This window comes from Bradyrhizobium sp. USDA 241 (assembly GCF_049739505.1).
Lineage (GTDB): Bacteria > Pseudomonadota > Alphaproteobacteria > Rhizobiales > Xanthobacteraceae > Bradyrhizobium > Bradyrhizobium liaoningense.
This window is the reverse complement of sequence record NZ_JBMGPZ010000005.1, coordinates 3,749,400-3,770,164: the sequence shown is the minus strand read 5'-3', so window position 1 is coordinate 3,770,164 and position 20,765 is coordinate 3,749,400. Positions and strand designations below refer to the sequence as shown.

Below are 20,765 nucleotides of genomic sequence, written 5' to 3'. Positions count from 1 at the left end.
GCGTGCTTTCAACTCACTGGTTCGCGCCGGTCACCTGCGCGAAGGCGGCCTGATTGATGGTGGTCCCGATGTCGGTCTCGAGCTTGTTGACGTAGGAGGCGACCTGCTCCTCGGTCAGGGCCTGGTCGAGGCTCTCCTTCAGCTTCTTGACCGCGTCGGAGGCGACATCGACAGCGGGATCGACGATGTCGGTGACGCGGAAGACGATGACCTCGCTGCCTCCGTTCACGGCCGTCTGTCCGACGCCGTCCTTGGCGGTGCGGAAGGCGGCCGACACGACGGCGGCGGGCACGCCGGCGGGCGAGTCGTCGCGCTTGAAGCCGGTCGCGGTCTCGACCTTGGCGCCGATCGCGGCGGCCTCGTCAGCGAGCTTGCCGCCTGCTTCGAGCTTCTGCACCATCTCCGTCGCCTTGGCCTTCAGCCTGGCTGCCATCTGGTCCTGGCGCCAGCGCGCCTCGACCTGGTCGCGGACCTCGTCGAGATTGCGGTCACGCGAGGGCGTGATGGCGAGCACGTCGTACCAGACATAGCCGCCCTTGAACGAGATTGCGTCGTTGTCGACGCCGACGTCGGTGTTGAAGGCTTGCGACACCACGTCGAGACCCTGCGGGATGCTGGCGACCGGCTGGCCGTTCGGGGCGCGGCCGGAACGGTCGACGGCATCGATGGTCACGGCGGTGAGGCCGAGCTTCTGCGCCGCGTCGATCACGCTGGAGCCGCCGCCGCGCTCGTCTTCCATCTTGTCGCGGAGATCTGCGACCTTGACGCGGGCCCGTTCGGTGGCGATCTCGCGTTTGATTTCGCCGGCAAAGCTGGCGTAGTCCGCCTCCTTGCCCGGCTCGATCTTGTCGACCTTGACGATCGCAACGCCAAGTCCGCTCTGGATCGGCTGGCTGATTTCGCCGGCAGGAAGCGAGAAGGCGGCATCGCCGACCGCGGGAGTGAGCGAAGACTTGGTCACGAGCCCGAGGTCGATGTCGGAGGCGCTCAGCCCACGCTCCTTGCCGAGGTCTTCGAACGACAGCCCGCCGACGAGACGCTCGCGTGCGGCTTGCGCTTCGGCGACGTTCGGAAACACGATCTGCTGGATTTGTCGCTTCTCCGGGGTGCCAAGCCGGTCCTTGCGCTGCTCGAACACCTTCTTCGCGTCCTCGTCGGAGACCTCGGTCCATTTGCCGATGTCTTCCGGCGAGATCACGACGAAGGCGATCTTGCGGTATTCGGGCGCGCGGAACTGGACCTTGTGATCCTCGAAATAGGTGGCGAGGGCTTCGGGCGAGGGCGCGTCGATGGTGCCTGCCTGCGCGGCGTCGAGCTTGACGAATTCAATGGCGCGCTGCTCGTTCTGGAAGCGCGTCAGCACGTCGATCATGGCCTTCGGCGGCTCCAGGCCGGCGCCGATCGTGCCGGTGATCTGGCGGCGCAGCGACACCTTGCGTTGCTCGGCGACGTAGCGCTGCTCGGTATAGCCGAAATTGCGGATCACGGCCTGGAAGCGGTTTGCATCGAAATTGCCGCCGACGCCCTTGAAGTTGGGATCGTTCATGATGACCTGGCGGATCTGGTCGTCGGTCTGGCCGAGCCCGAGCCGGCGCGCCTCTTCGTCGAGGGCAGCTTCCGCGATGGTCTGCTGGAGCACCTGGCGATCGAGGCCGAAGGCGCGGGCCTGGTCGGGCGTCAACGGCCGGCCGAACTGGCGGCTGATCTGCTGCAGGCGGTCGGTGTAGATCTGGCGGAACTCGTTGAGCGAAATCTCCGTGCTGCCGATCTTGGCCACCGTGGACTGCCCGAAGCCCTTGAAGATGTCGGCGATGCCCCAAATGCCGAAACTGATGATCAACACGCCCATCACAATGGCCATGATGGTCTTGCCGAGCCAGTTTGATGAGGCCTTGCGCATTCCTCGAAGCATTTGGTCCAACTTGTTTGGTCAGGAGGGGGAACGGAGCGCGTCTTAATGCAGATTCCGCAAAAGCGCGTCACCAAATTGATAGATCATCATAAAGTGGCGGCTTTCCCCCCGCAACCTCGCCTCACGCGGCCGCTCGAGACTGCGGTTAAAGGCCCCAATGCGTTTTCCAGCGAAGTGGACCCGGTTCGCTTCAAGAAAATGCGTCAAAACAAGAATCTGGAACTGCCGCGACAGCTCTGCTAGCGCATCCACAAACCTCATTTTGTTGGACCCTGACATGACCGACGCCATCCGACCGCTGATTGCCGGCAACTGGAAAATGAACGGCCTGAAAGCCCAGGCTGCCGAATTCGACGCCATGCTCAACGGTGCGGCAGACGTAGCTGGCAAGGCCGACCTGCTGGTTTGCCCGCCGGCGACCCTGGTCGCCGCCTTCGCCGACAAGGCGCGCGGCAAGAAGGTCGCGGTGGGGGCCCAGGACTGCCATCCCAAGGCCTCCGGCGCCCATACCGGTGATGTCGCCGCCGAAATGCTGGTGGACGCGGGCGCAACCGCCATCATCGTCGGCCATTCCGAGCGCCGCGCCGACCACGGCGAGGGCGATGCTCTGGTCCGCCAGAAGGCCGAAGCCGCCTGGCGCGCCGGGGCGACGGCGATCGTCTGTATCGGCGAGACGCAGGGCCAGCGCGATGCCGGCCAAACCCTGGACGTCCTGCGCAGCCAGCTCGACGGTTCACTGCCGGACGGCTCCAGCGCAGGCAATCTGGTCGTGGCCTACGAGCCGGTCTGGGCGATCGGCACCGGGCTGACGCCGACAGCCAAGGATGTCGAGCAGATTCATGGCTTTATCCGGGAACTCCTGATCTCCCGGTTCAAGGCCGAAGGTGCCGGAATGCGCATCCTCTACGGCGGGTCGGTCAAGCCCTCGAATGCGGCCGAACTGATGGCGGTGAAAAACGTCAACGGCGCGCTGGTCGGCGGCGCCAGCCTGAAAGCAGCCGATTTCCTTGCGATCGCCAAAGGCTGTCCTAACTAAGCGCTGCCCGGCTCGTTCAAACCGTTGGGTTCGGATCCGATCGGGGGTGGCAATACCCCTCCCGATCGTGTAACACCGCGCAACTTCAGGAAAACCGCGAAGCGCGATCGGCCGCCGTCAGGCGCCGTCCGCTTGTGACGGAAGGATATTATGCAGACCGTTGTCATCGTCATCCACCTCATGATCGTCGCCGTCATGATCGGCACCGTCCTGCTCCAGAAGTCGGAAGGCGGCGGGCTCGGCATGGGCGGAGGCGCCGGCTTCATGTCCAGCCGCGGCACTGCGAACCTTCTGACGCGGACCACCGCGATCCTGGCCGTCGGCTTCTTTCTCACCAGTCTGTTCCTGTCCTGGTACGCAGGCTACGACCGCAAGCCGTCATCGATCATTGGCGCGCCTGCGTCGCAGACCCAGCCGGCCGGCGGATCGCCGATCGCGCCGCCGACCTCGGGCGGCATCCTGGATTCGCTGAAGAAGGCCGACGAGCAGCAGAACCAGGCGCCGTCAGGTCCGCAGGTGCCGCGCTCGCAATAAAGCAGGGGGGCCATGCAGGCCGGTTGCTACCGTCCTGCATCAACAATCCCCATCAAGGCACTGTCACCACTGTTAGTTCTGGCTCACCCACAGCCCGCAAAATCTTTTGGGGCGGAATACGAATCGCTTTGGCGAATCGAATTTAGGGGATTAGAGGTTAAGTCCCATGGCGCGGTACATATTCATCACCGGCGGCGTGGTTTCTTCGCTCGGCAAGGGTTTGGCTTCAGCGGCACTCGGTGCCCTGCTGCAGGCCCGGGGCTACAAGGTCCGCCTCCGCAAGCTCGACCCCTATCTCAACCTCGATCCCGATGGAACGATGTCGCCGTACCAGCACGGCGAAGTGTTCGTGACCGACGACGGCGCGGAGACCGATCTCGATCTCGGTCACTACGAGCGCTTCACCGGGCGGCCGGCGACCAAGGCCGACAACATCACGACGGGGCGCATCTACCAGGACATCATCTCCAAGGAGCGCCGCGGCGACTATCTCGGCGCGACCATCCAGGTGGTTCCGCACGTCACCAACGCCATCAAGGAATTCGTCCTCGAGGGCAATGACGATTACGACTTCGTGCTGGTCGAGATCGGCGGCACCGTCGGCGACATCGAGGGGCTGCCGTTCTTCGAGGCGATCCGCCAGCTCAAGAACGAGCTGCCGCGCGATCACGCCGTCTATATCCACCTCACGCTGCTGCCCTATATCCCGAGCGCCGGCGAGCTGAAGACCAAGCCGACGCAGCACTCGGTGAAGGAGCTGCGCTCGATCGGCATCCAGCCGGACATCCTGCTCTGCCGCACCGACCGCGAGATCCCGAAGGAAGAGCGACGCAAACTCGGGCTGTTCTGCAACGTGCGCGAAAGCGCCGTGATCGAGGCGCGCGACGTCGACAACATCTACGCCGTGCCCGAGGCCTATCACGACGCGGGACTCGACGACGAGGTGCTCGCCGCCTTCGGCATCGCCTCGCGCATTCCGCCGGAGCTGCGCAGCTGGCAAGAGATCAACGAGCGCATCCGCAACCCCGAAGGCAACGTCACCATCGCCATCGTCGGCAAGTACACCGGCATGAAGGATGCGTATAAGTCGCTGATCGAGGCGCTCTCGCATGGCGGCATCGCCAACAAGGTGAAGGTCAATCTCGACTGGATCGAGAGCGAGATCTTCGAGAAGGAAGATCCGACGCCGTTCCTCGAGCACGTCAACGGCATCCTGGTGCCTGGCGGTTTCGGCCAGCGCGGCGCAGAAGGAAAGATCAAGGCGGCTCAGTTCGCACGCGAGCGCGACGTGCCGTATTTCGGCATCTGCTTCGGCATGCAGATGGCGGTGATCGAGGCGGCGCGAAACCTCGTCGGCATCGAGGATGCCAACTCCACCGAGTTCGGCCCGACCAAGGAGCCGCTGGTCGGCCTGATGACGGAATGGCTGCGCGGCAACGAGCTCGAGAAGCGCTCGAAGGCCGGCGATCTCGGCGGCACGATGCGGCTGGGCGCCTATCCTGCCGCGCTCAATCGCGGCAGCCGCGTCTCACAGGTCTATGGCGGCGCGACCGAGATCTCCGAGCGTCACCGCCATCGCTACGAGGTCAACACCGCCTACAAGGATCGGCTCGAGCAGCACGGCTTGAAGTTCTCAGGGCTCTCGCCCGACGGCGTGCTGCCTGAAATCGTCGAGTACGAGGACCATCCCTGGTTCATCGGTGTCCAGTTCCACCCCGAGCTGAAGTCGCGGCCCTTCGAGCCGCATCCGCTGTTCGCGTCGTTTATTCAGGCGGCGATGGTGCAGAGCCGGCTGGTCTGACCGCTCAGCGCGCGGCGGAGTGGTCGCGCGCGTGATGTGTCGGCTCCAACGCGATCCGCTTTGATGGTTCAAGTGCAGGCGATCCCGTGATCAGCTTCATCTGTGGTCGCCGCGTCAGCCTGCAGACGGCGGCAGGTGGCACGTTCAGCAGAGCGCGATCCACGAGCTTTGCGCGCAGGCTCAGCCGGTCGAGCACGGGCCGCGGCACCGGGCAGCTCATGCCATAGGTGAACTGGTAGAAGGCGCCACCGGGACGGACATAACTGAACGCACCGCTGAGGATCGAGATGACCTTGCGCCTGGACATGTTGAGCAGCGGCAGGCCGCTCACGACCGCGCCGACCGGCGAACCTTCATAGAGGCGCTCAGTCGTAAGCCGCGCCGCGTCCATCCACAGCACGCGCGCCCCGGGAAAGCGCACTTGCAGGAGCTTCATGAAGTCGGAACCGTATTCGATCAGCGTGAGATCCTGCGGCCGGACGCCGCGTTTGAGCAGCTTGTAGGTGAATGCGCCGGTACCGGGCCCGAGCTCGAGAATCGGCCCAGTCGATGCGCTGATTTCGCGCGTGATGAGATCGGCGAGCGCCGCACCCGACGGCGCGACTGCGCCGACCCGACGCGGGGACGACATCCAGGACAGGAAGAAGGAAAGGAAATCGTTGGGCATGCGCACTCCGGCATCTTGGTTTGCACCTCCTGAGATCAGAGGTGAGACGGATGCAATGTTGCGGAGGTGCATTGCGACTGCATTGCGCTTCAGCGGCGAATGCGGATTGAATCAACTCTGTCGGACCGGCGGCAGCGTCATCCGAAAACAGGCTCCGCCCTCCGGCTCGTCCGCTACGGAGACCTGGCCGCCATGCAGCTGCACGATCTCGCGCACCATGTTGAGGCCGAGGCCGGCGCCGCGATCGAGCGGCGTCAGCCGATAGAACGGCTCGAAGATCTGTTCGCGCTGATCGGCAGGAATTCCGGGGCCTTCATCGGTAACCTCGATAGTCGCGGGCCTGCTGACGCGAATCCCGATCGCGCCGCGGCGAGGGCCGTGCTGGATTGCATTCTGCACGAGATTGGTCAGTGCGCGCTCCAGGGCTGCCGCATCGCCGGTCGTCTCGACCGGTGTCGTCGGCGCATCAAGCGCCAGCTCGTAGCCGGCGGCAATCGCCAGCGGCGCGAGGTCGGCGGCGACGCTTTGCGCAACGGCGGCGAGATTGACGCTGGTGAAGGGATGGCAGCAATGGTCGAGCCGCTGGATATCGAGCAGCTGGTCGGCGAGTGTCGCCAGCCGTGCGGAATCCTCCAGCAGGCGGGTCTTGTCCGGTCCTGGGGCAAGTGATTCCAGCCGCGTGTTCAGAATCGCGATCGGTGTGCGAAGCTCGTGCGCCGCATCCGCAACGAAGCGCCGGTGGCGGGTATAGCCCTGGTCGAGCCGCGCCAGCGCGTCGTTGATCGCGGTCACGAGCGGCAGCACCTCCAGCGGAATCCGCTCCACCGGGAGCCGCGCGCCGCGCTGATGAATATCGATGCGCCGTGCCTCGTCCGCTGCGGAATCGAGTCCCCTGAACGTGCTCCGCACGATCATCGGCGTTGCGATGAACGTCGCCGTTCCCATCAGCAGCAGGCCGGGCAGGGCAATGCCGAGGAACGCGAGTGAGGTCATGAACAGCGCCTTGGCGCCGGTGAGACGTCCTTGCGTTGCGGTGATGACCTGCACATTGCCGGCGTCGGTGTCGACCCGCTTCAGCCGCGCCGCCGGCTTGCGCGGATCGTCCTCGAGCAGCTGCCAGCCGAGCCGCGCCTGGCTGATCTGGTCGAGACCACCGCCGATCGCGGCGAATTCGGCCGGCACGGAGCCTTCGCTGAGCGAACGCCCCAACCGGTCGCGCACCAGGAACCAGAGGTCTGGCGTCTCACTGCGCAACTGCTTCAGCTCGGCCGTCGGCCGCAAGGCCAATCCGCCTTGCGCGTCGCGGGTGAGCGCGCGCTGGACGACATCGATGACGCGGTCCTCGTTCCTCTCGGCCAACACGAAGCCGGAGGCACAAAGCCCGGCGAGGACGATTGCAACCAGCGCGACCAGGATCGCGGCCTGAAGCGAGAGCAGGCGCCAGCTCAGCTGCGCGCGCAAGCAATAGGGATCGTCGTGTTTGCTCATGGCAACTTCTTGAGCAGATAACCAACGCCGCGAATGCCGTGGATCTCGATACCCGCATCGGCTTCCGCGAGCTTTCGTCGGAGCCTCGAGACATGCGTGTCGAGCGCGTTCGACTGGATCTCGTCGTCGAAATTGTAGACCGCCTCTTCCAGCGCCGAGCGCAGCACGGTTCGGCCCATGCGACGAACCAAGGCTTCCAACACCAGGAGCTCGCGGCGCGGCAGCTCGAACGGCTGGCCGTCGATGCTGGCCTCGCGATGGCCGACATCGAAGGCGAGGCGGCCCGCGCGGATGATTTCGGGGGAGAGGCCGGCGGGCCGCCGCAGCACTGCGCGCAGCCGCGCCAGCAGCTCCTCGACTGCAAACGGTTTTGCCAGATAGTCGTCGGCGCCGCTGTCGAGCCCGGCGATGCGGTCGGCGAGCTCCCCGCGCGCAGTCAGGACGATGATCGGTACGCCGTCGGCGCGCGCGCGGAGCTTTGGGATCAGGGCAAGGCCATCGCCGTCGGGAAGCTGGCGGTCGAGCAGGACCGCGGCATGGACGTCGGCGGAAATGGCCTCCTCCGCCTCGGCGAGCGTCGGGGCATGGTCCACCACCATGTCGTAGCGCTTCAGCGCCGAGGCCAGCGCACCGGCCATCTCCGCTTCATCCTCGACGAGCAAAATCCGCATGTAACAGGCACCTGAACCGCAACTGAGCCTTTCTAGCGGCCCGATCATTGCGGCAGCATTGCGGGAGCCCGGCGCGGCGCAGTGCCGGAAGCTGTCCAGCCATGCGCGGGACGCTACGGGGGCGGCCGGGCGAGGCTCAAGACACTGTCGTGACCAGCCGGTATAACCGCCGGACCTGTTTGGGGAGGAGCATGAATGATCTACGAGATGCGCGTCTATCGCTGCGTGCCCGGCCGGCTGCCGGCGCTCTTGAGGCGGTTCGAGACCGTCACGCTGAAGCTGTGGGAGAAGCATGGCATCCGCCAGGCCGGGTTCTTCACCACGCTGATCGGTGAATCCAACCAGGAGCTGACCTATTTCCTCGCCTGGGAATCGCTCGCCGAGCGTGAGAAGAAGTGGGGCGCGTTCATGACCGACCCGGACTGGCTCGAGGCGCGGGCGAAGTCGGAAGCTGACGGCCAGATCGTCGGCAACATCGTCAGCCAGATCCTGGCGCCCACCGCCTTCTCGGCGGTGAAGTGGCCATCCCTGCCGCAACGGGGAACCCTGGCGCAACCCTGATATTCGAACGGCCCGGGCGGAAGAGGGTTGATCCGACCCTCATCGCGGCTATGGTCGCGCCGAAACGAGGGATTTGTCTTGAGCTCTTCGAATTCAGCGGCGCCGGTCGTCACCATTGGCACGGTCAAGTTCGGCAATGATCTGCCGATCTCGATCATTGCCGGACCCTGCCAGTTCGAGAGCCGCCAGCATGCGCTGGAGGTCGCCTCCGCGCTGAAGGAGATCGCCGCGCGGCTGAACATCGGCCTCGTCTACAAGACCTCCTTCGACAAGGCCAACCGCACCAGCGCGTCGGCGGCGCGCGGGCTTGGCCTCGCCCAGTCGCTGCCGATCTTCGCCGAGATCCGAACCTCGCTCGGCCTGCCGGTGCTGACCGACGTGCACGAGGCCACGCAATGTGCCGAGGTGGCGCAGGCCGTGGACATCTTGCAGATCCCCGCCTTCCTGTGCCGCCAGACCGATCTCCTTCTGGCCGCGGCCGCAACCGGCAAGGTCGTCAACGTCAAGAAGGGCCAGTTCCTGGCGCCCTGGGACATGGCCAATGTGGTGAGCAAGATCACCGGCGCCGACAATCCCAATGTGCTCGTCACCGAACGCGGTGTGTCCTTCGGCTACAACACGCTGGTCTCCGACATGCGCGCGCTGCCGATCCTGGCGCGTACCACCGGCGCGCCCGTGATCTTCGACGCCACCCATTCGGTGCAGCAGCCCGGCGGGAAGGGGACCTCCTCGGGCGGCGAGCGCGAATTCGTGCCGGTGCTCGCACGCGCGGCCGTTGCGGTCGGCGTTGCCGGCGTGTTCATCGAGACCCATCCTGATCCCGACCGCGCGCCCTCGGACGGACCCAACATGGTGCCCCTGCGCGAGTTCGAGGCGCTGATCGCCAGACTGATGGCATTCGACGCGCTCGCAAAGAATCCGCGCTGATGCAGGAAGGCGAGGCGCGGCCGCACGATCACGGCTTGCCGCCGGCGCTCTACGTCATATCAGGCGCGAGCTTCGCCGCTGCACTTTCGGCACGCGCGCTCGATCCGGTGCTGCCGCACGTCGCCGAGGATTTTGGCGTCAGCATCGCCACTGCCGCGGGCTTTGCCGCGGTGTTCGCCTTCACCTTCTCGATCATCCAGCCGATCATCGGCGCCGCCGCCGATCTGTTCGGCAAGACGCGGCTGATGATCGGCTGCCTCGCGCTGCTCGGCCTTGCCAACATCCTCGGCGCGCTATCGTCCTCGTTCTCGGTTTTGTTCGCGACCCGCATTCTCGCCGGCATCGGCTCCGGCGGCGTGTTTCCGGTGGCGCTGAGCCTCACCAGCGATCTCGTCGGGCCCGACAAACGCCAGGTCGCGATCAGCCGCACCCTTGCCGGCGCCATGACCGGCAATCTGCTCGGCGCCTCGGCTTCCGGCCTGATCGGCGATTTCCTGGGCTGGCGTGGCGTGCTGGCGGTGCTCGGCGCGCTCGTGATCGTCGCCTCGATCGCCGTTGCGGCCGGCTTCCACGGCGCCAAGGTCAAGCATCCGCCGAAGATGAGCCTGTCGGCGCTGAAGGCCGGCTATCGCACCATCTTCACCAATCCGAACGCCTATGTCTGCTACTCGGCGGTGTTCATCGAAGGCTGCTGCGTGCTCGGGCTGTTTCCCTACATCGCCTCGTTCCTGTTCGAGCTAGGCCAGACCTCGCTGTCGATCGCCGGCATCGTCATCGCCGGCTTTGCGGTCGGCGGCCTGTTCTACACGCTGACGGTGTCGCGCCTGCTGCCATGGCTGGGCGTCAAGGGCATGATGATCGCGGGCATGACGCTGGTGGCCTCGCAGCTCGTCGCCGTGGCCTTGGGTCCGCGCTGGGAGGTTCAGGCGCTGAACCTCATCGTCATGGGCTGGGGGTTCTACATTGCCCATGGCTGTCTCCAGGTCTTTGCCAGCGAGCTCTCGGTCGAGGCGCGCGCCACCGCGCTGTCGCTGCATTCGTTCTTCTTCTTCATGGGGCAGACCGTAGGGCCGCTCGCCTATGGCTTCGGGCTCCAGCACGCCGGCAAGATGCCGACGCTGTTCGCGAGCGCAGGGATCATGGTGGTGCTGGGCCTCGTCTGCGCCCGACTGCTCAAGCAGCGCGCGCCGGCGGATGCGCGCTGACGTCCAGGGGGCCTGGAGTGGGCTGTCGCCCCACCATGACACCGTCAGTCGCGTATGCATGGCACACGAATTGCTTTTAATCTGGGCAAATCGAGGTGTGAGACCGTGGATGCGCAGCCCGACCGTTTGCCCAGCCCAGCAGGTGCGCCTGGATCGACCGGGTATCCGACCAGGCCTCCGCTCCGCCGCTTCCTGTCCGATTGCCAGGAGGAGTTCAGGCTCGATCATTCCGGCGTGCTTGCCGACTACATCCCTGAACTGAAGCGCGCCAACCCCGATCATTTCGGGATCGCGCTCGTCACCATCGACGGCCATGTCTATGAGGTTGGCGACAGCGCAGTGCCGTTCACGATCCAATCGGTGTCGAAGGCGTTCGTCTTTGCGCTGGCCTTGGAGATGGTCGGCGAAGAGCGTGTCGCGGCCACCATCGGGGTCGAACCGAGCGGCGAAGCGTTCAATTCAATCCGGCTCACCAACGACAACCGTCCCTTCAACCCCATGGTCAATGCCGGCGCGATCGCCTGCTCGGGCCTGATCTACGAGGTGGACGGGAAGGGCGCCTTCGAGCGCGTCCGGGCCAAGCTCAGCGAGTTCGCGGGCCGCCAGCTCGACGTCGATGATGCCGTTCATGCCTCAGAGACGGCGACCGGCAATCGCAACCGCGCCATTGCCTGGCTGCTTCGGAATTACGCGGTGCTTCCGGATGACGTCGACGCCGTGCTCGACGTCTATTTCCGCCAGTGCGCCATCCTCGTCACCGCGCGCGATCTGGCGGTGATGGCGGCAACGCTTGCGAACCGCGGCATCAATCCAGTGACGGGCGTGCAGGTGATCACGCCGCACATCGTCGCGCGCACGCTGTCGGTGATGACGAGCTCGGGCATGTACGACTATGCCGGCGAGTGGACTTATCGCGTCGGTATTCCCGCCAAGAGTGGCGTCGGCGGCGGCATCGTCGCGGCGCTGCCCTCGCAGATGGGGCTCGGCACCTTCTCGCCGCTGCTCGACGACCATTTCAACAGCGTGCGCGGCCTGAAGGTCTGCGAGGCGCTGTCGGCGCGCTACGATCTGCACATGCTCAACCGCAATGCCGACGTCCGCACCAGCATCATGGCGGATTACGATATCTACGGCATCTCCTCGCGCCGCAGCCGCCAGCCGCACGAGCAGCAGATCCTCGACGAGCGCCACAGCGACGTCCGTGTGCTCGAACTGGTCGGCGCGATGAATTTCGGCACGATCGACTACGTCACGCGAAAGCTCAGCAGCGAGCCGCCGAACGCGCCGCTCCTGATCATCGATTTCCGCCGCGTCCCCGACATCACCGCGGCCGGCGCGGAGCTGCTCGGCGAGACGCTGACTGCGCTCGGCAATGCCGGAGTCACCACCATTCTGTCCGGCTTCGAGGGCACCTCCCCGGTGTGGAGCGCGATCGCCGCACGCACCGCCGAGCCGCGCCGGCTGCGCCGCTTCGCGCTGCTCGACGATGCCATCGAATGGGCCGAGGACCAGGTGATCTACCGCTTCGGCGGTTTCACCGATCTCAAAGAGAGCGCGCATCTGGGCGAACAGGCGTTGCTCGCCGAACTCGACGCCGACGAGATCGCCGCGATCGTCAAGCTGTCGACCACGCGGCATTACGCGGCCGGCAAGCGCATCGTCGCGGCAGGCGAGCCCGCCAATTCGCTGTTCTTTCTCCAGAGCGGCATGGTCAGCGTGAAGCTGCCGAGCGGCGTGCGGCTCGCCTCGCTTGGCCCCGGCATGGAATTCGGCGAGATGGCGATCCTGGAGCAAAGCCGGAGCGCCGACGTCTTCGCCGACACGCCCGTCACCTGCCTCGAACTGCCGCTGGACAGCTTTGCCGATTACCGCCGGCTGCACCCGGAGACGTCGCTGAAGATCATGCGCAATCTCGCCGCGATCCTGGCGCGGCGGCTGGTCGCTGCGAATGCCAAGGTCGATCTGCTCAGCGCGTATTAGGACGCACTGCGAGACGCGTTATTTCGCTCCACCAGCCGCGATAGGCTCCATCCCGCTCGCGATGATCGCCTCGCGTGCGGCGGGGGAAGCGAGGAAGTTTATCAAAGCGCGGCCAGCCTGCGGCTCCTTGGCGCCCGTCGCAATCCCAGCCGAGAAGATCGTGATCTTCTGCAATTCGTCCGGCAGTGGTCCGACGATGTCGATGCCCTTGACGGGCTTCAATTCGCTGATCTGCTGAAATCCGAGCTCGGCCTCGCCGTGCGCGACGATCTCGCCGACCGGCGTTGCCGGAATCTTGCGCGCCTTGTCCTTCATGACGTCGGCAATGCCGAGCTTGTCGAACATCTCGGTCGAGACGTAGACGCCGCTGGCGCTGTCGGAATAGGCGATGGTCTTCGCCGCCAGCAGCGCGCGCTTGACCGCGTCGACCGAGCTGATGTCGGGCTTCGGCGCGCCCGATTTCACGGCGACCCCGATCGGCGACTTCGTGAGATCGACCTGGCTACCGGCGACGACCTTGCCTTTGCTCGCGAGGTCGTTGAGGGCATAGCCCACCATGATCAGGACATCGGCCGGCTCGCCGCGCGCGAGCCGCACCGGGATCGCGTTTACGGTCGTCCCCATCGACGGCCCATATTCCGTGAGCACCTTGTTGCCCGTGGCCTTCTCGAATTCCGGCACGAGCGTCTTGTAGGCGCCCGTCAGTCCGCCCGAAATCATCACCCGCACCTCAGCGGCATCCGAAACGCCGGTCAGCAAGAGGACGCCGAGGATGCCTAGCGCAAAATTGCGGAATGTTGTCGAGATTGGTTGCATCGTCTTCGTCTCCAACTAGTACCCACTTTTCTTGGAACGTGAGTCGTGATTCAAGGTCGGGATGATACCCGAAGCAAGAGAAGTCCACCTTTCGAGGAAAGATCGCAAGGTGCTTGAGGCGTGCTGTCGCTCACCGGTGACGTTGCAGCGCGATTTGAAGCGGGCGCGGATAGTTCTGTTGGCGGCGGATGGGCGCAGCACCCGGTCGATCGCCAAGGAAGTTGGGGTCCAGCCGCGGATTGTCAGCCTTTGGCGGCATCGCTATGCCGACCATGGCCTTGAAGGGCTGCAAGACAAGCCGCGGCCTGGCAAGCAGCCGATCTATACGAAGACGACCGACAAGCGGATTCTGAAGCTGCTGGATAAGCCGCCACCGCAAGGGTTTGCGCGCTGGACCGGCCCCCTGCTGGCCGAGGCGCTGGGCGATGTCGATGTCCAATATGTCTGGCGGTTCCTGCGCAGCCACAAGATTGACCTGGTGGCTCGCAAGTCCTGGTGCGAGAGCAACGACCCGAACTTTACGGCCAAAGCCGCCGATGTTGTCGGCCTCTATGTCGCGCCGCCGGCGAAGGCCATTGTGCTGTGCGTGGACGAGAAGCCCTCGATCCAGGCTTTGGAGCGAGCGCAGGGTTATCTGAAGTTGCCCAATGGCCGCGCCTTAACCGGCCAAAGCCACGATTACAAGCGGCATGGCACCACAACATTGTTTGCGGCGCTCGAAGTCGCCACCGGAAAGATCATCGCGACCCATTCAAAACGCCGGCGCCGCGTCGAGTTTCTCGATTTCATGAACAGCGTCACCGCGACTTTTCCGAACCGCAAGCTTCACGTCATCCTCGACAACCTCAACACCCATAAAAAGAACGAGGACTGGCTCAAGGCCCACCCCAACGTGCAATTTCATTTCACGCCGACAAGTGCGTCATGGCTCAATCAGGTCGAAGTATGGTTTTCCATCTTGCAGGGGCAGTCGCTCAGCGGCACCTCCTTCACGAGCCTCAAGCAGCTTCAGGAACACATCGATGCCTACGTCAACGCATACAACGACAGAGCCGAGCCCTTCGTCTGGACCAAGAAAAAGGTCCGTCAACGCCGTTTCAAAGGCCGCCGTATCACTCAGCTCTGATTCCGGGTACTAGCCCCGCCCGCGATACGGCGCGACGCCTTGCTCGGGCACCCACAGGCCCTTCGGCACGCGACCGGTCTGCCAGAACACGTCGATCGGGATGCCGCCGCGCGGATACCAGTAGCCGCCGATGCGTAGCCATTTCGGCTTGATCTCGCTGGCGATACGCTTGCCGATCATCACGGTGCAGTCCTCGTGGAAGGCGCCGTGATTGCGGAAGCTGGCGATGTAGAGCTTGAGGGACTTCGACTCCAGCAGCCACGCAGCCGGCGCGTAGTCGATCATCAGATGCGCGAAGTCAGGCTGGCCAGTGACCGGGCACAGCGAGGTGAATTCCGGCACGGTGAAGCGCACCAGGTAATCGGTGCCCTTTTGCGGATTGGGCACGCGGTCGAGCTGGGCTTGTTCCGGTGTATGCGGCCACTCGACCGCCCGGCCGAGCTGGAGGGGTTTCTTCGCCATCGTCGTCACATCCTGTTTCGGGTGCCGGGATGGACGCAAATGCCGCTGCCGTCAACCGCTCGCGATCGTCTGGATCATGACGATCCGGTCGTTGCCGGACTCGCAGCCCCAGAGCTCGCCCGGCCTGCCATCGAGCTGGCGCACATTGGCGTTGGCCTTGTCGCTGACGAACACGTTGAACCGCTCGGTGGTGGGATCGAAGCGCACGATGGCGTTGGCGGAGAAATCCGTGAGCCAGACCTTGTCCTTGTCGTCGACGTAGACCGCGTAGGCGCGGGGAAGTTCGCCCGGCAGCTTCCACGTCTTCCAGGAGCCATTGGCGGGATCGTGCACCGAGACATGGCCGCTATTCCACTCGCTGACCCAGATCAGGCCCTTCGAATCCGACCAGACGCGCCGCGCGCCCTGGTTCGGCGTCGGCGGTTCGGCCACGGTCGCATTCCCGGTCGCGAGATCAATCTTCGCGATGTAGCTGCCGGCGAGCGAGGCGTACCAGACATCGCCCTTGGGCGTGACAGTGATGCCATAGGGACCGATGCCCTTCGGCGCCTTGAACACATTCATCTCGCCGGTCTTCGGCGCGAGCCGGCCGTAATAACCGGATTGGCCGGTGAACCAGTAGGTGCCTTGCTTGTCGAACACGCCAGTGTTGAGATTGGCGTAGGCGAACTTTTCGGGCAGGCGGAACAGCGTGACCTTGAGATCGCCGGGATCGACCCGCGCGATCGCGTTCTGGCCGCCCTCGGTGATCCAGGGCGCGCCGTCGGGACCGATGGTCACGCCATGCGGCGCTGCGCCCTGGCCGAGGCTCACCGTCTTGAAACTGCCATCCCGGGGATCGAGCCTGCCGAGCAGGCCCTTGCCCTGCGCCGTGAACCAAACCGCGCCGTCAGGAGCGGGCGTGAGATCGTGCAGGCCGATGCCCGGGCTGACGGGATAGTATTTTGTCCGGAACGGGGCGTCCTGCGCAAACCCTGGGCGGGCGGTGAGCAGCGCGGCGCTCGAAGCAAGAAACTGGCGGCGATTCATGGCGTTACCCCGACTGTTTCAGATTGAGGTTGGGCACGCGGACCAGATGTGGTCGAGCATAGTCTGAGGCGCTTCACGCGTCAGTCGAAGCGGCTCTTCCAAGCGTTCACATTTGCTTGCGGCCCGTGTAAGACCCGCGGCACCGATCAGCCCTAACGAACGGAAGTGGACATCATGACCGCCATCATCGACATCATCGGACGCGAAATCCTCGACAGCCGCGGCAATCCCACCGTCGAGGTCGATGTCGTGCTGGAGGATGGTGCGCTGGGCCGTGCCGCGGTGCCGTCGGGCGCCTCCACAGGCGCCCACGAGGCCGTGGAACTGCGCGACGGCGACAAGGCCCGCTATCTCGGCAAGGGCGTCTCCAAGGCGGTCGGCGCCGTCAACGGCGAGATCTTCGAGGCCCTGAGCGGCCTCGACGTCGAGCAGCAGGCCCAGATCGACCAGATCATGATCGACCTCGACGGCACGCCGAACAAGAGCCGGCTGGGCGCCAATGCCATCCTCGGCGTCTCGCTCGCCTGCGCCAAGGCCGCCGCGAACTCGCTCGACATGCCGCTCTACCGCTATGTCGGCGGCACCTCGGCGCGCCTGTTGCCGGTGCCGATGATGAACATCATCAATGGCGGCGTGCATGCCGACAACCCGATCGACTTCCAGGAGTTCATGATCCTCCCTGTCGGCGCGTCGAGCTTTGCCGAGGGCCTGCGCTACGGCGCTGAGGTGTTCCACACACTGAAGTCGGAGCTCAAGAAAGCCGGCCACAACACCAATGTCGGCGACGAGGGGGGCTTCGCGCCGAACCTGCCGTCGGCGGATGCCGCGCTCGACTTCGTCATGAACGCGATCGGCAAGGCCGGCTTCAAGGCGGGCACCGACATCGTGCTCGGCCTCGACTGCGCCTCGACCGAGTTCTTCAAGGACGGCAAATACGTCTATGAAGGCGAGGGCAAGACCCGCTCGATCTCCGAGCAGGCGAAGTATCTTGCAGACCTGGTCTCGCGCTATCCGATTGTGACCATCGAGGACGGCATGTCGGAAGACGACATGGAGGGCTGGAAGGAGCTCACCGATCTCATCGGCAGGAAGTGCCAGCTGGTCGGCGACGATCTCTTCGTCACCAACGTCAAGCGTCTCGCCGAAGGCATCAAGGCGGGCCGCGCCAACTCGATCCTGATCAAGGTCAACCAGATCGGCACGCTGACCGAGACGCTCGCCGCCGTCGAAATGGCGCACAAGGCCGGCTACACCTCGGTGATGTCGCACCGCTCCGGCGAGACCGAGGATTCCACCATCGCCGACCTCGCGGTCGCCACCAATTGCGGCCAGATCAAGACCGGCTCCCTTGCGCGGTCCGATCGCACCGCCAAATACAACCAGCTCCTGCGCATCGAGCAGCAGCTCGGCAAGCAGGCGCTCTACGGCGGCAAGGCGGCACTGAAGGCGCTGGCATAAGCCGGCGCCGCGCAAAGATGGACAGGGGAGGATCGACATGAGCGACGGCAAGACCGGACTGCAACTGCGTTCGCTGCTGAAGAAGAGCGGCGAGCTTGAATTGTCGCTCGTGAATGTCCCGACGCCGGAGCCGGCCGACGACGAGGTCGTGGTCCGCGTCGAAGCAGCGCCGATCAACCCGTCCGACCTCGGGCTCCTGATCGGGCCGGCCGACATGTCGGCCGCCAAGGCTTCCGGCACCAAGGAGATGCCGGTCATCACGGCGACGATGCCGGAAGCTGCGATGCGGATGATGACGGCCAGGTTCGATCAGTCGCTGCCGGTCGGCAACGAGGGTGCCGGCACGGTGATCCGGACCGGATCGTCGGACGCGGCGAAGGCGCTGATGGGCAAGACGGTGTCGATGATCGGCGGTGCGATGTACACCCAGTACCGCGTGCTCAAGGTCCGCGACGTCATGGAGCTGCCGGCGGGCACCACGGCCGCCGACGGCGCGTCCTGGTTCGTCAATCCGCTGACAGCGCTCGGCATGACCGAGACGATGCGGCGCGAGAACCACAAGGCGCTCGTGCACACCGCCGCCGCCTCCAATCTCGGCCAGATGCTCAACAAGATCTGCATCAAGGACGGCATCGGCCTCGTCAACATCGTCCGCAGCAAGGAGCAGGCCGACATCCTGCACAAGATCGGCGCCAAGCACGTCGTGGATTCCAGCGCGCCTGATTTCATGGACGACCTCACCAACGCACTGGTCGAAACCGGCGCCACCATCGCCTTCGACGCGATCGGCGGCGGCAAGCTGGCGAGCCAGATTCTGACCGCCATGGAAATCGCGGCCAACAAGACCGCGAAGGAATACAGCCGCTACGGCTCCAACGTGTACAAGCAGGTCTATATCTATGGCAGCCTCGACACGCGTCCGACGGAGCTGAACCGCTCGTTCGGCCTGAGCTGGGGCGTCGGCGGCTGGCTGCTGACGCCGTTCCTCCAGAAGATCGGCCCGGCCGAGATCGGCCGCCTGCGCCAGCGCGTGGCGTCCGAGCTGAAGACCACCTTCGCCAGTCATTACACCAAGGTGGTGTCGCTTCCCGAGGCGCTCGATCCCGCCAACATCGCGGTGTACGCCAAACGCGCCACCGGCGAAAAATTTCTCATCAACCCGAATAAATAACCGTGACCTGCGACGGCACGTGCCCCCGGGGGGCAGGGGCCGTCGCGCCGGCCTATCCTGGCTTGATCGACATGTTCACGCCTGAGCAGTCGGGCGAACGACGATCTCGCCGACATCCACGCCATCCGGTTGCGCTATCGCGAAAGCGATGGCTTCTGCGATCGCGCTCGCCGGAATGGCCAGCGCCTTCATGCTCGCCAGCCCCTCCGCCCGTAGCGCGGAATCCGTCATGGAGGATGGAAGCTCGGTGTCGACATAACCGGGGGAGATGGTCGTCACCCGAAGCGACGGGCCGGCCTCCTGACGAAGCCCTTCGGAAATCGCCCTGACGGCGTTCTTCGATCCCGCGTAGACGGCCATTGTCGGAACGATCTTGATGCCGGCGGTCGACAGGGTGTTGACGAAGTGGCCAAAGCCCTGACGACGGAAGACGGGAAGGGCCGCAGCGATCCCGTAGAGCACGCCTTTCACGTTCACGTCGATCATATCGTCCCAATCGTCGACCCTCAGATCGTCCAGACGGGAAATCGGTGCAATCCCGGCATTGTTGATCATGACGTCCAGCTTTCCGCATCGGTCTGTTGCGAGACCGACGAGCCTGGCGACGTCCTCGCGCTGCCTGACGTCGGTGACGAGATACAACGCCTTTCCACCCTTCGAGGTGATGCTCGCGGTCAGCATCTCCAGCCTCTCGGATCGCCGTGCGGCGAGGACCACGATCGCGCCACGTTCTGCGAGATGCCGGGCCGTGGCTTCGCCAATTCCGCTGCTGGCGTCCGTGATGGCGATGACCTTGCCTGCGATGCCTGTCATAGGTGTTCCATCCAATTCGCTGCGCGATGAAATTCGCATCGGTCGCGAGGATGATCTATGTTTGAAATGCTCGAAAATCGTCGAGATCGGATCAAGCCTTGGACAAACTTTCGGACGAGCACTTCGACAGGCGCTTCGACAAGCAGTTGGGCAAACAGTTGGGCAAGACCTTGGACCCTCTGTCCCAGGCCTTCTCACTCTTGGACGTTCGCGCTGCGCGTTGCACGAGGTTCGAGGCGGGCGGCCATTGGTCGTATCGGTTCCCGGCAAAACCCGCCCTGAAGTTCGGCGCGGTCATCCGAGGCGATTGCTGGATCGATTTTGGCGACGAAGCCCATCATCGGCTTGCCACCGGCGACTGTTTTCTTCTGGCCCATGCACCAGCCTACGTTCTGGCCAACGACGAACGCCTCGCTCCCGAAGACGGAATAGCGGCGTTCGATTGGGCGCAGTCGGATGTCGCGCGTGGCGCGGGGAGCGATACCGTTCTGCTTGCCGGCAGTTTCGGTTTCGAGGCATCAGATGCCGAATTGCTGCTCGATGCGCTGCCTCGCTTTCTGCTCATACCATCGCGCAGTCCGTCGGCAGCCGTCATTCATTCCACGCTCCACATTCTCGACCTTGAAATCAGGGGGACGGCAATCGGAACGGCCGTACTCACCGACAGGCTGGCCGACGTCCTGCTCGTCCAGGTGCTCCGCGCGGCGCGGGATCAGGGTGCCGGCGAGGGACTTGGATGGATCAACGCGCTGGTCGATGCCAGGATCGGCAAGGCAATCAGGCTGATGCACGAAGACGCTGCTCACCCCTGGACCCTGGAAGCACTGGCCGACGCGATCGCAATGTCGCGATCCGCATTTTCGAAGCGGTTCAAGTCCCTGGTGCGGCTGGCGCCGATCGACTACCTCCTTCGGTGGCGAATGCGGCTTGCGCGCGATCAGCTGCGACGTGGCGCGACCGTGTCGGCAACCGCCGCGCAGCTGGGATACTCGTCGGAGAGCGCCTTCGGGCATGCCTTCAAACGAATCTACGGCCATGCACCGAAGCGATACTGGCGTGGACAGGCCACCGGCGAAAAAATTCCCTATCGCCCCAAATAAATAATCGT

The 20,765-nt window shown here is 64.6% G+C and carries 20 protein-coding genes; 12 read left to right on the top strand and 8 right to left on the bottom strand.

The features are described from left to right. Positions 1 to 13 precede the first annotated feature (13 nt). The gene (locus ABIF91_RS40125) at positions 14 to 1,912 is read right to left on the bottom strand and encodes a SurA N-terminal domain-containing protein (RefSeq protein ID WP_028177612.1); all 1,899 of its coding nucleotides are present in this window, start codon (positions 1,910 to 1,912) and stop codon (positions 14 to 16) included. A gap of 45 nt (positions 1,913 to 1,957) precedes the next feature. On the opposite strand from ABIF91_RS40125, the gene ABIF91_RS40120 reads away from it, so the two are divergent. From ABIF91_RS40120 to ABIF91_RS40105, 4 genes are all read left to right on the top strand, one after another. After that, a complete protein-coding gene (locus tag ABIF91_RS40120; RefSeq protein ID WP_155251807.1) occupies positions 1,958 to 2,155 on the top strand; it encodes a hypothetical protein in 198 nt (65 codons plus the stop codon). A gap of 34 nt (positions 2,156 to 2,189) precedes the next feature. Next, positions 2,190 to 2,948 carry a triose-phosphate isomerase gene (tpiA, locus tag ABIF91_RS40115; RefSeq protein WP_028177610.1) on the top strand — a complete coding sequence of 253 codons (759 nt, stop codon included), beginning with the start codon at positions 2,190 to 2,192 and terminating at the stop codon, positions 2,946 to 2,948. A gap of 150 nt (positions 2,949 to 3,098) precedes the next feature. Next, a complete protein-coding gene (gene secG / locus ABIF91_RS40110; RefSeq protein WP_028177609.1) occupies positions 3,099 to 3,482 on the top strand; it encodes a preprotein translocase subunit SecG in 384 nt (127 codons plus the stop codon). Positions 3,483 to 3,648: 166 nt separating this feature from the next. After that, the gene (locus tag ABIF91_RS40105; protein WP_424579745.1) at positions 3,649 to 5,283 is read left to right on the top strand and encodes a CTP synthase; all 1,635 of its coding nucleotides are present in this window, start codon (positions 3,649 to 3,651) and stop codon (positions 5,281 to 5,283) included. A 4-nt stretch (positions 5,284 to 5,287) separates the two neighbouring features. Here ABIF91_RS40105 and ABIF91_RS40100 read toward each other — a convergent pair whose 3' ends face one another. The 3 genes from ABIF91_RS40100 to ABIF91_RS40090 form a co-directional block, all read right to left on the bottom strand. Further along, positions 5,288 to 5,950, bottom strand: a complete 663-nt coding sequence (locus ABIF91_RS40100; protein ID WP_424579744.1) for a class I SAM-dependent methyltransferase — start codon at positions 5,948 to 5,950, stop codon at positions 5,288 to 5,290. A 111-nt stretch (positions 5,951 to 6,061) separates the two neighbouring features. Then, the gene (locus tag ABIF91_RS40095; protein WP_028177606.1) at positions 6,062 to 7,438 is read right to left on the bottom strand and encodes a sensor histidine kinase; all 1,377 of its coding nucleotides are present in this window, start codon (positions 7,436 to 7,438) and stop codon (positions 6,062 to 6,064) included. Continuing rightward, the gene (locus ABIF91_RS40090; RefSeq protein ID WP_028177605.1) at positions 7,435 to 8,109 is read right to left on the bottom strand and encodes a response regulator; all 675 of its coding nucleotides are present in this window, start codon (positions 8,107 to 8,109) and stop codon (positions 7,435 to 7,437) included. Before ABIF91_RS40090 ends, ABIF91_RS40095 begins: the two co-directional genes overlap by 4 nt. A gap of 195 nt (positions 8,110 to 8,304) precedes the next feature. Here ABIF91_RS40090 and ABIF91_RS40085 point away from each other — a divergent pair, with 195 nt between their 5' ends. The 4 genes from ABIF91_RS40085 (at position 8,305) to glsA (ending at position 12,782) form a co-directional block, all read left to right on the top strand. Continuing rightward, positions 8,305 to 8,670, top strand: a complete 366-nt coding sequence (locus tag ABIF91_RS40085) for an NIPSNAP family protein (protein WP_424579743.1) — start codon at positions 8,305 to 8,307, stop codon at positions 8,668 to 8,670. A gap of 78 nt (positions 8,671 to 8,748) precedes the next feature. After that, positions 8,749 to 9,597, top strand: coding sequence for a 3-deoxy-8-phosphooctulonate synthase (gene kdsA / locus ABIF91_RS40080; protein ID WP_028177603.1), 849 nt, complete (start codon positions 8,749 to 8,751; stop codon positions 9,595 to 9,597). Beyond that, positions 9,597 to 10,802 carry an MFS transporter gene (locus ABIF91_RS40075; protein WP_028177602.1) on the top strand — a complete coding sequence of 402 codons (1,206 nt, stop codon included), beginning with the start codon at positions 9,597 to 9,599 and terminating at the stop codon, positions 10,800 to 10,802. Before kdsA ends, ABIF91_RS40075 begins: the two co-directional genes overlap by 1 nt. A 105-nt stretch (positions 10,803 to 10,907) precedes the next feature. After that, on the top strand, positions 10,908 to 12,782 hold the full coding sequence (gene glsA / locus ABIF91_RS40070) for a glutaminase A (protein WP_028177601.1): 1,875 nt from the start codon (positions 10,908 to 10,910) through the stop codon (positions 12,780 to 12,782). 18 nt (positions 12,783 to 12,800) lie between these two features. Here glsA and ABIF91_RS40065 read toward each other — a convergent pair whose 3' ends face one another. After that, positions 12,801 to 13,598 (bottom strand): extracellular solute-binding protein, encoded by a 798-nt coding sequence (locus tag ABIF91_RS40065; protein WP_028177600.1) that lies wholly within the window; start codon positions 13,596 to 13,598, stop codon positions 12,801 to 12,803. Positions 13,599 to 13,659: 61 nt separating this feature from the next. Between ABIF91_RS40065 and ABIF91_RS40060 the strand changes: the two genes are divergently transcribed. Then, positions 13,660 to 14,724, top strand: coding sequence for an IS630-like element ISRj1 family transposase (locus ABIF91_RS40060; protein ID WP_011084514.1), 1,065 nt, complete (start codon positions 13,660 to 13,662; stop codon positions 14,722 to 14,724). A gap of 9 nt (positions 14,725 to 14,733) precedes the next feature. Here the strand turns inward: ABIF91_RS40060 and queF are convergent, their stop codons facing one another. Further along, the gene (gene queF / locus ABIF91_RS40055; protein WP_028177599.1) at positions 14,734 to 15,186 is read right to left on the bottom strand and encodes a preQ(1) synthase; all 453 of its coding nucleotides are present in this window, start codon (positions 15,184 to 15,186) and stop codon (positions 14,734 to 14,736) included. A gap of 51 nt (positions 15,187 to 15,237) precedes the next feature. Continuing rightward, on the bottom strand, positions 15,238 to 16,215 hold the full coding sequence (locus ABIF91_RS40050; protein WP_028177598.1) for a virginiamycin B lyase family protein: 978 nt from the start codon (positions 16,213 to 16,215) through the stop codon (positions 15,238 to 15,240). Positions 16,216 to 16,389: 174 nt separating this feature from the next. On the opposite strand from ABIF91_RS40050, the gene eno reads away from it, so the two are divergent. Both eno and ABIF91_RS40040 read left to right on the top strand, forming a co-directional pair. Continuing rightward, a complete protein-coding gene (gene eno / locus ABIF91_RS40045; protein ID WP_028177597.1) occupies positions 16,390 to 17,673 on the top strand; it encodes a phosphopyruvate hydratase in 1,284 nt (427 codons plus the stop codon). Positions 17,674 to 17,710: 37 nt separating this feature from the next. Beyond that, entirely contained in the window at positions 17,711 to 18,844 is a 1,134-nt protein-coding gene (locus ABIF91_RS40040) for a zinc-binding dehydrogenase (RefSeq protein ID WP_028177596.1), read from the top strand. A gap of 75 nt (positions 18,845 to 18,919) precedes the next feature. Here ABIF91_RS40040 and ABIF91_RS40035 read toward each other — a convergent pair whose 3' ends face one another. Next, positions 18,920 to 19,657, bottom strand: coding sequence for an SDR family oxidoreductase (locus ABIF91_RS40035; protein WP_028177595.1), 738 nt, complete (start codon positions 19,655 to 19,657; stop codon positions 18,920 to 18,922). Positions 19,658 to 19,803: 146 nt separating this feature from the next. Here ABIF91_RS40035 and ABIF91_RS40030 point away from each other — a divergent pair, with 146 nt between their 5' ends. Next, complete coding sequence (locus tag ABIF91_RS40030; RefSeq protein ID WP_028177594.1) at positions 19,804 to 20,757, top strand: AraC family transcriptional regulator; 954 nt, start codon at positions 19,804 to 19,806, stop codon at positions 20,755 to 20,757. Positions 20,758 to 20,765: the final 8 nt, after the last annotated feature.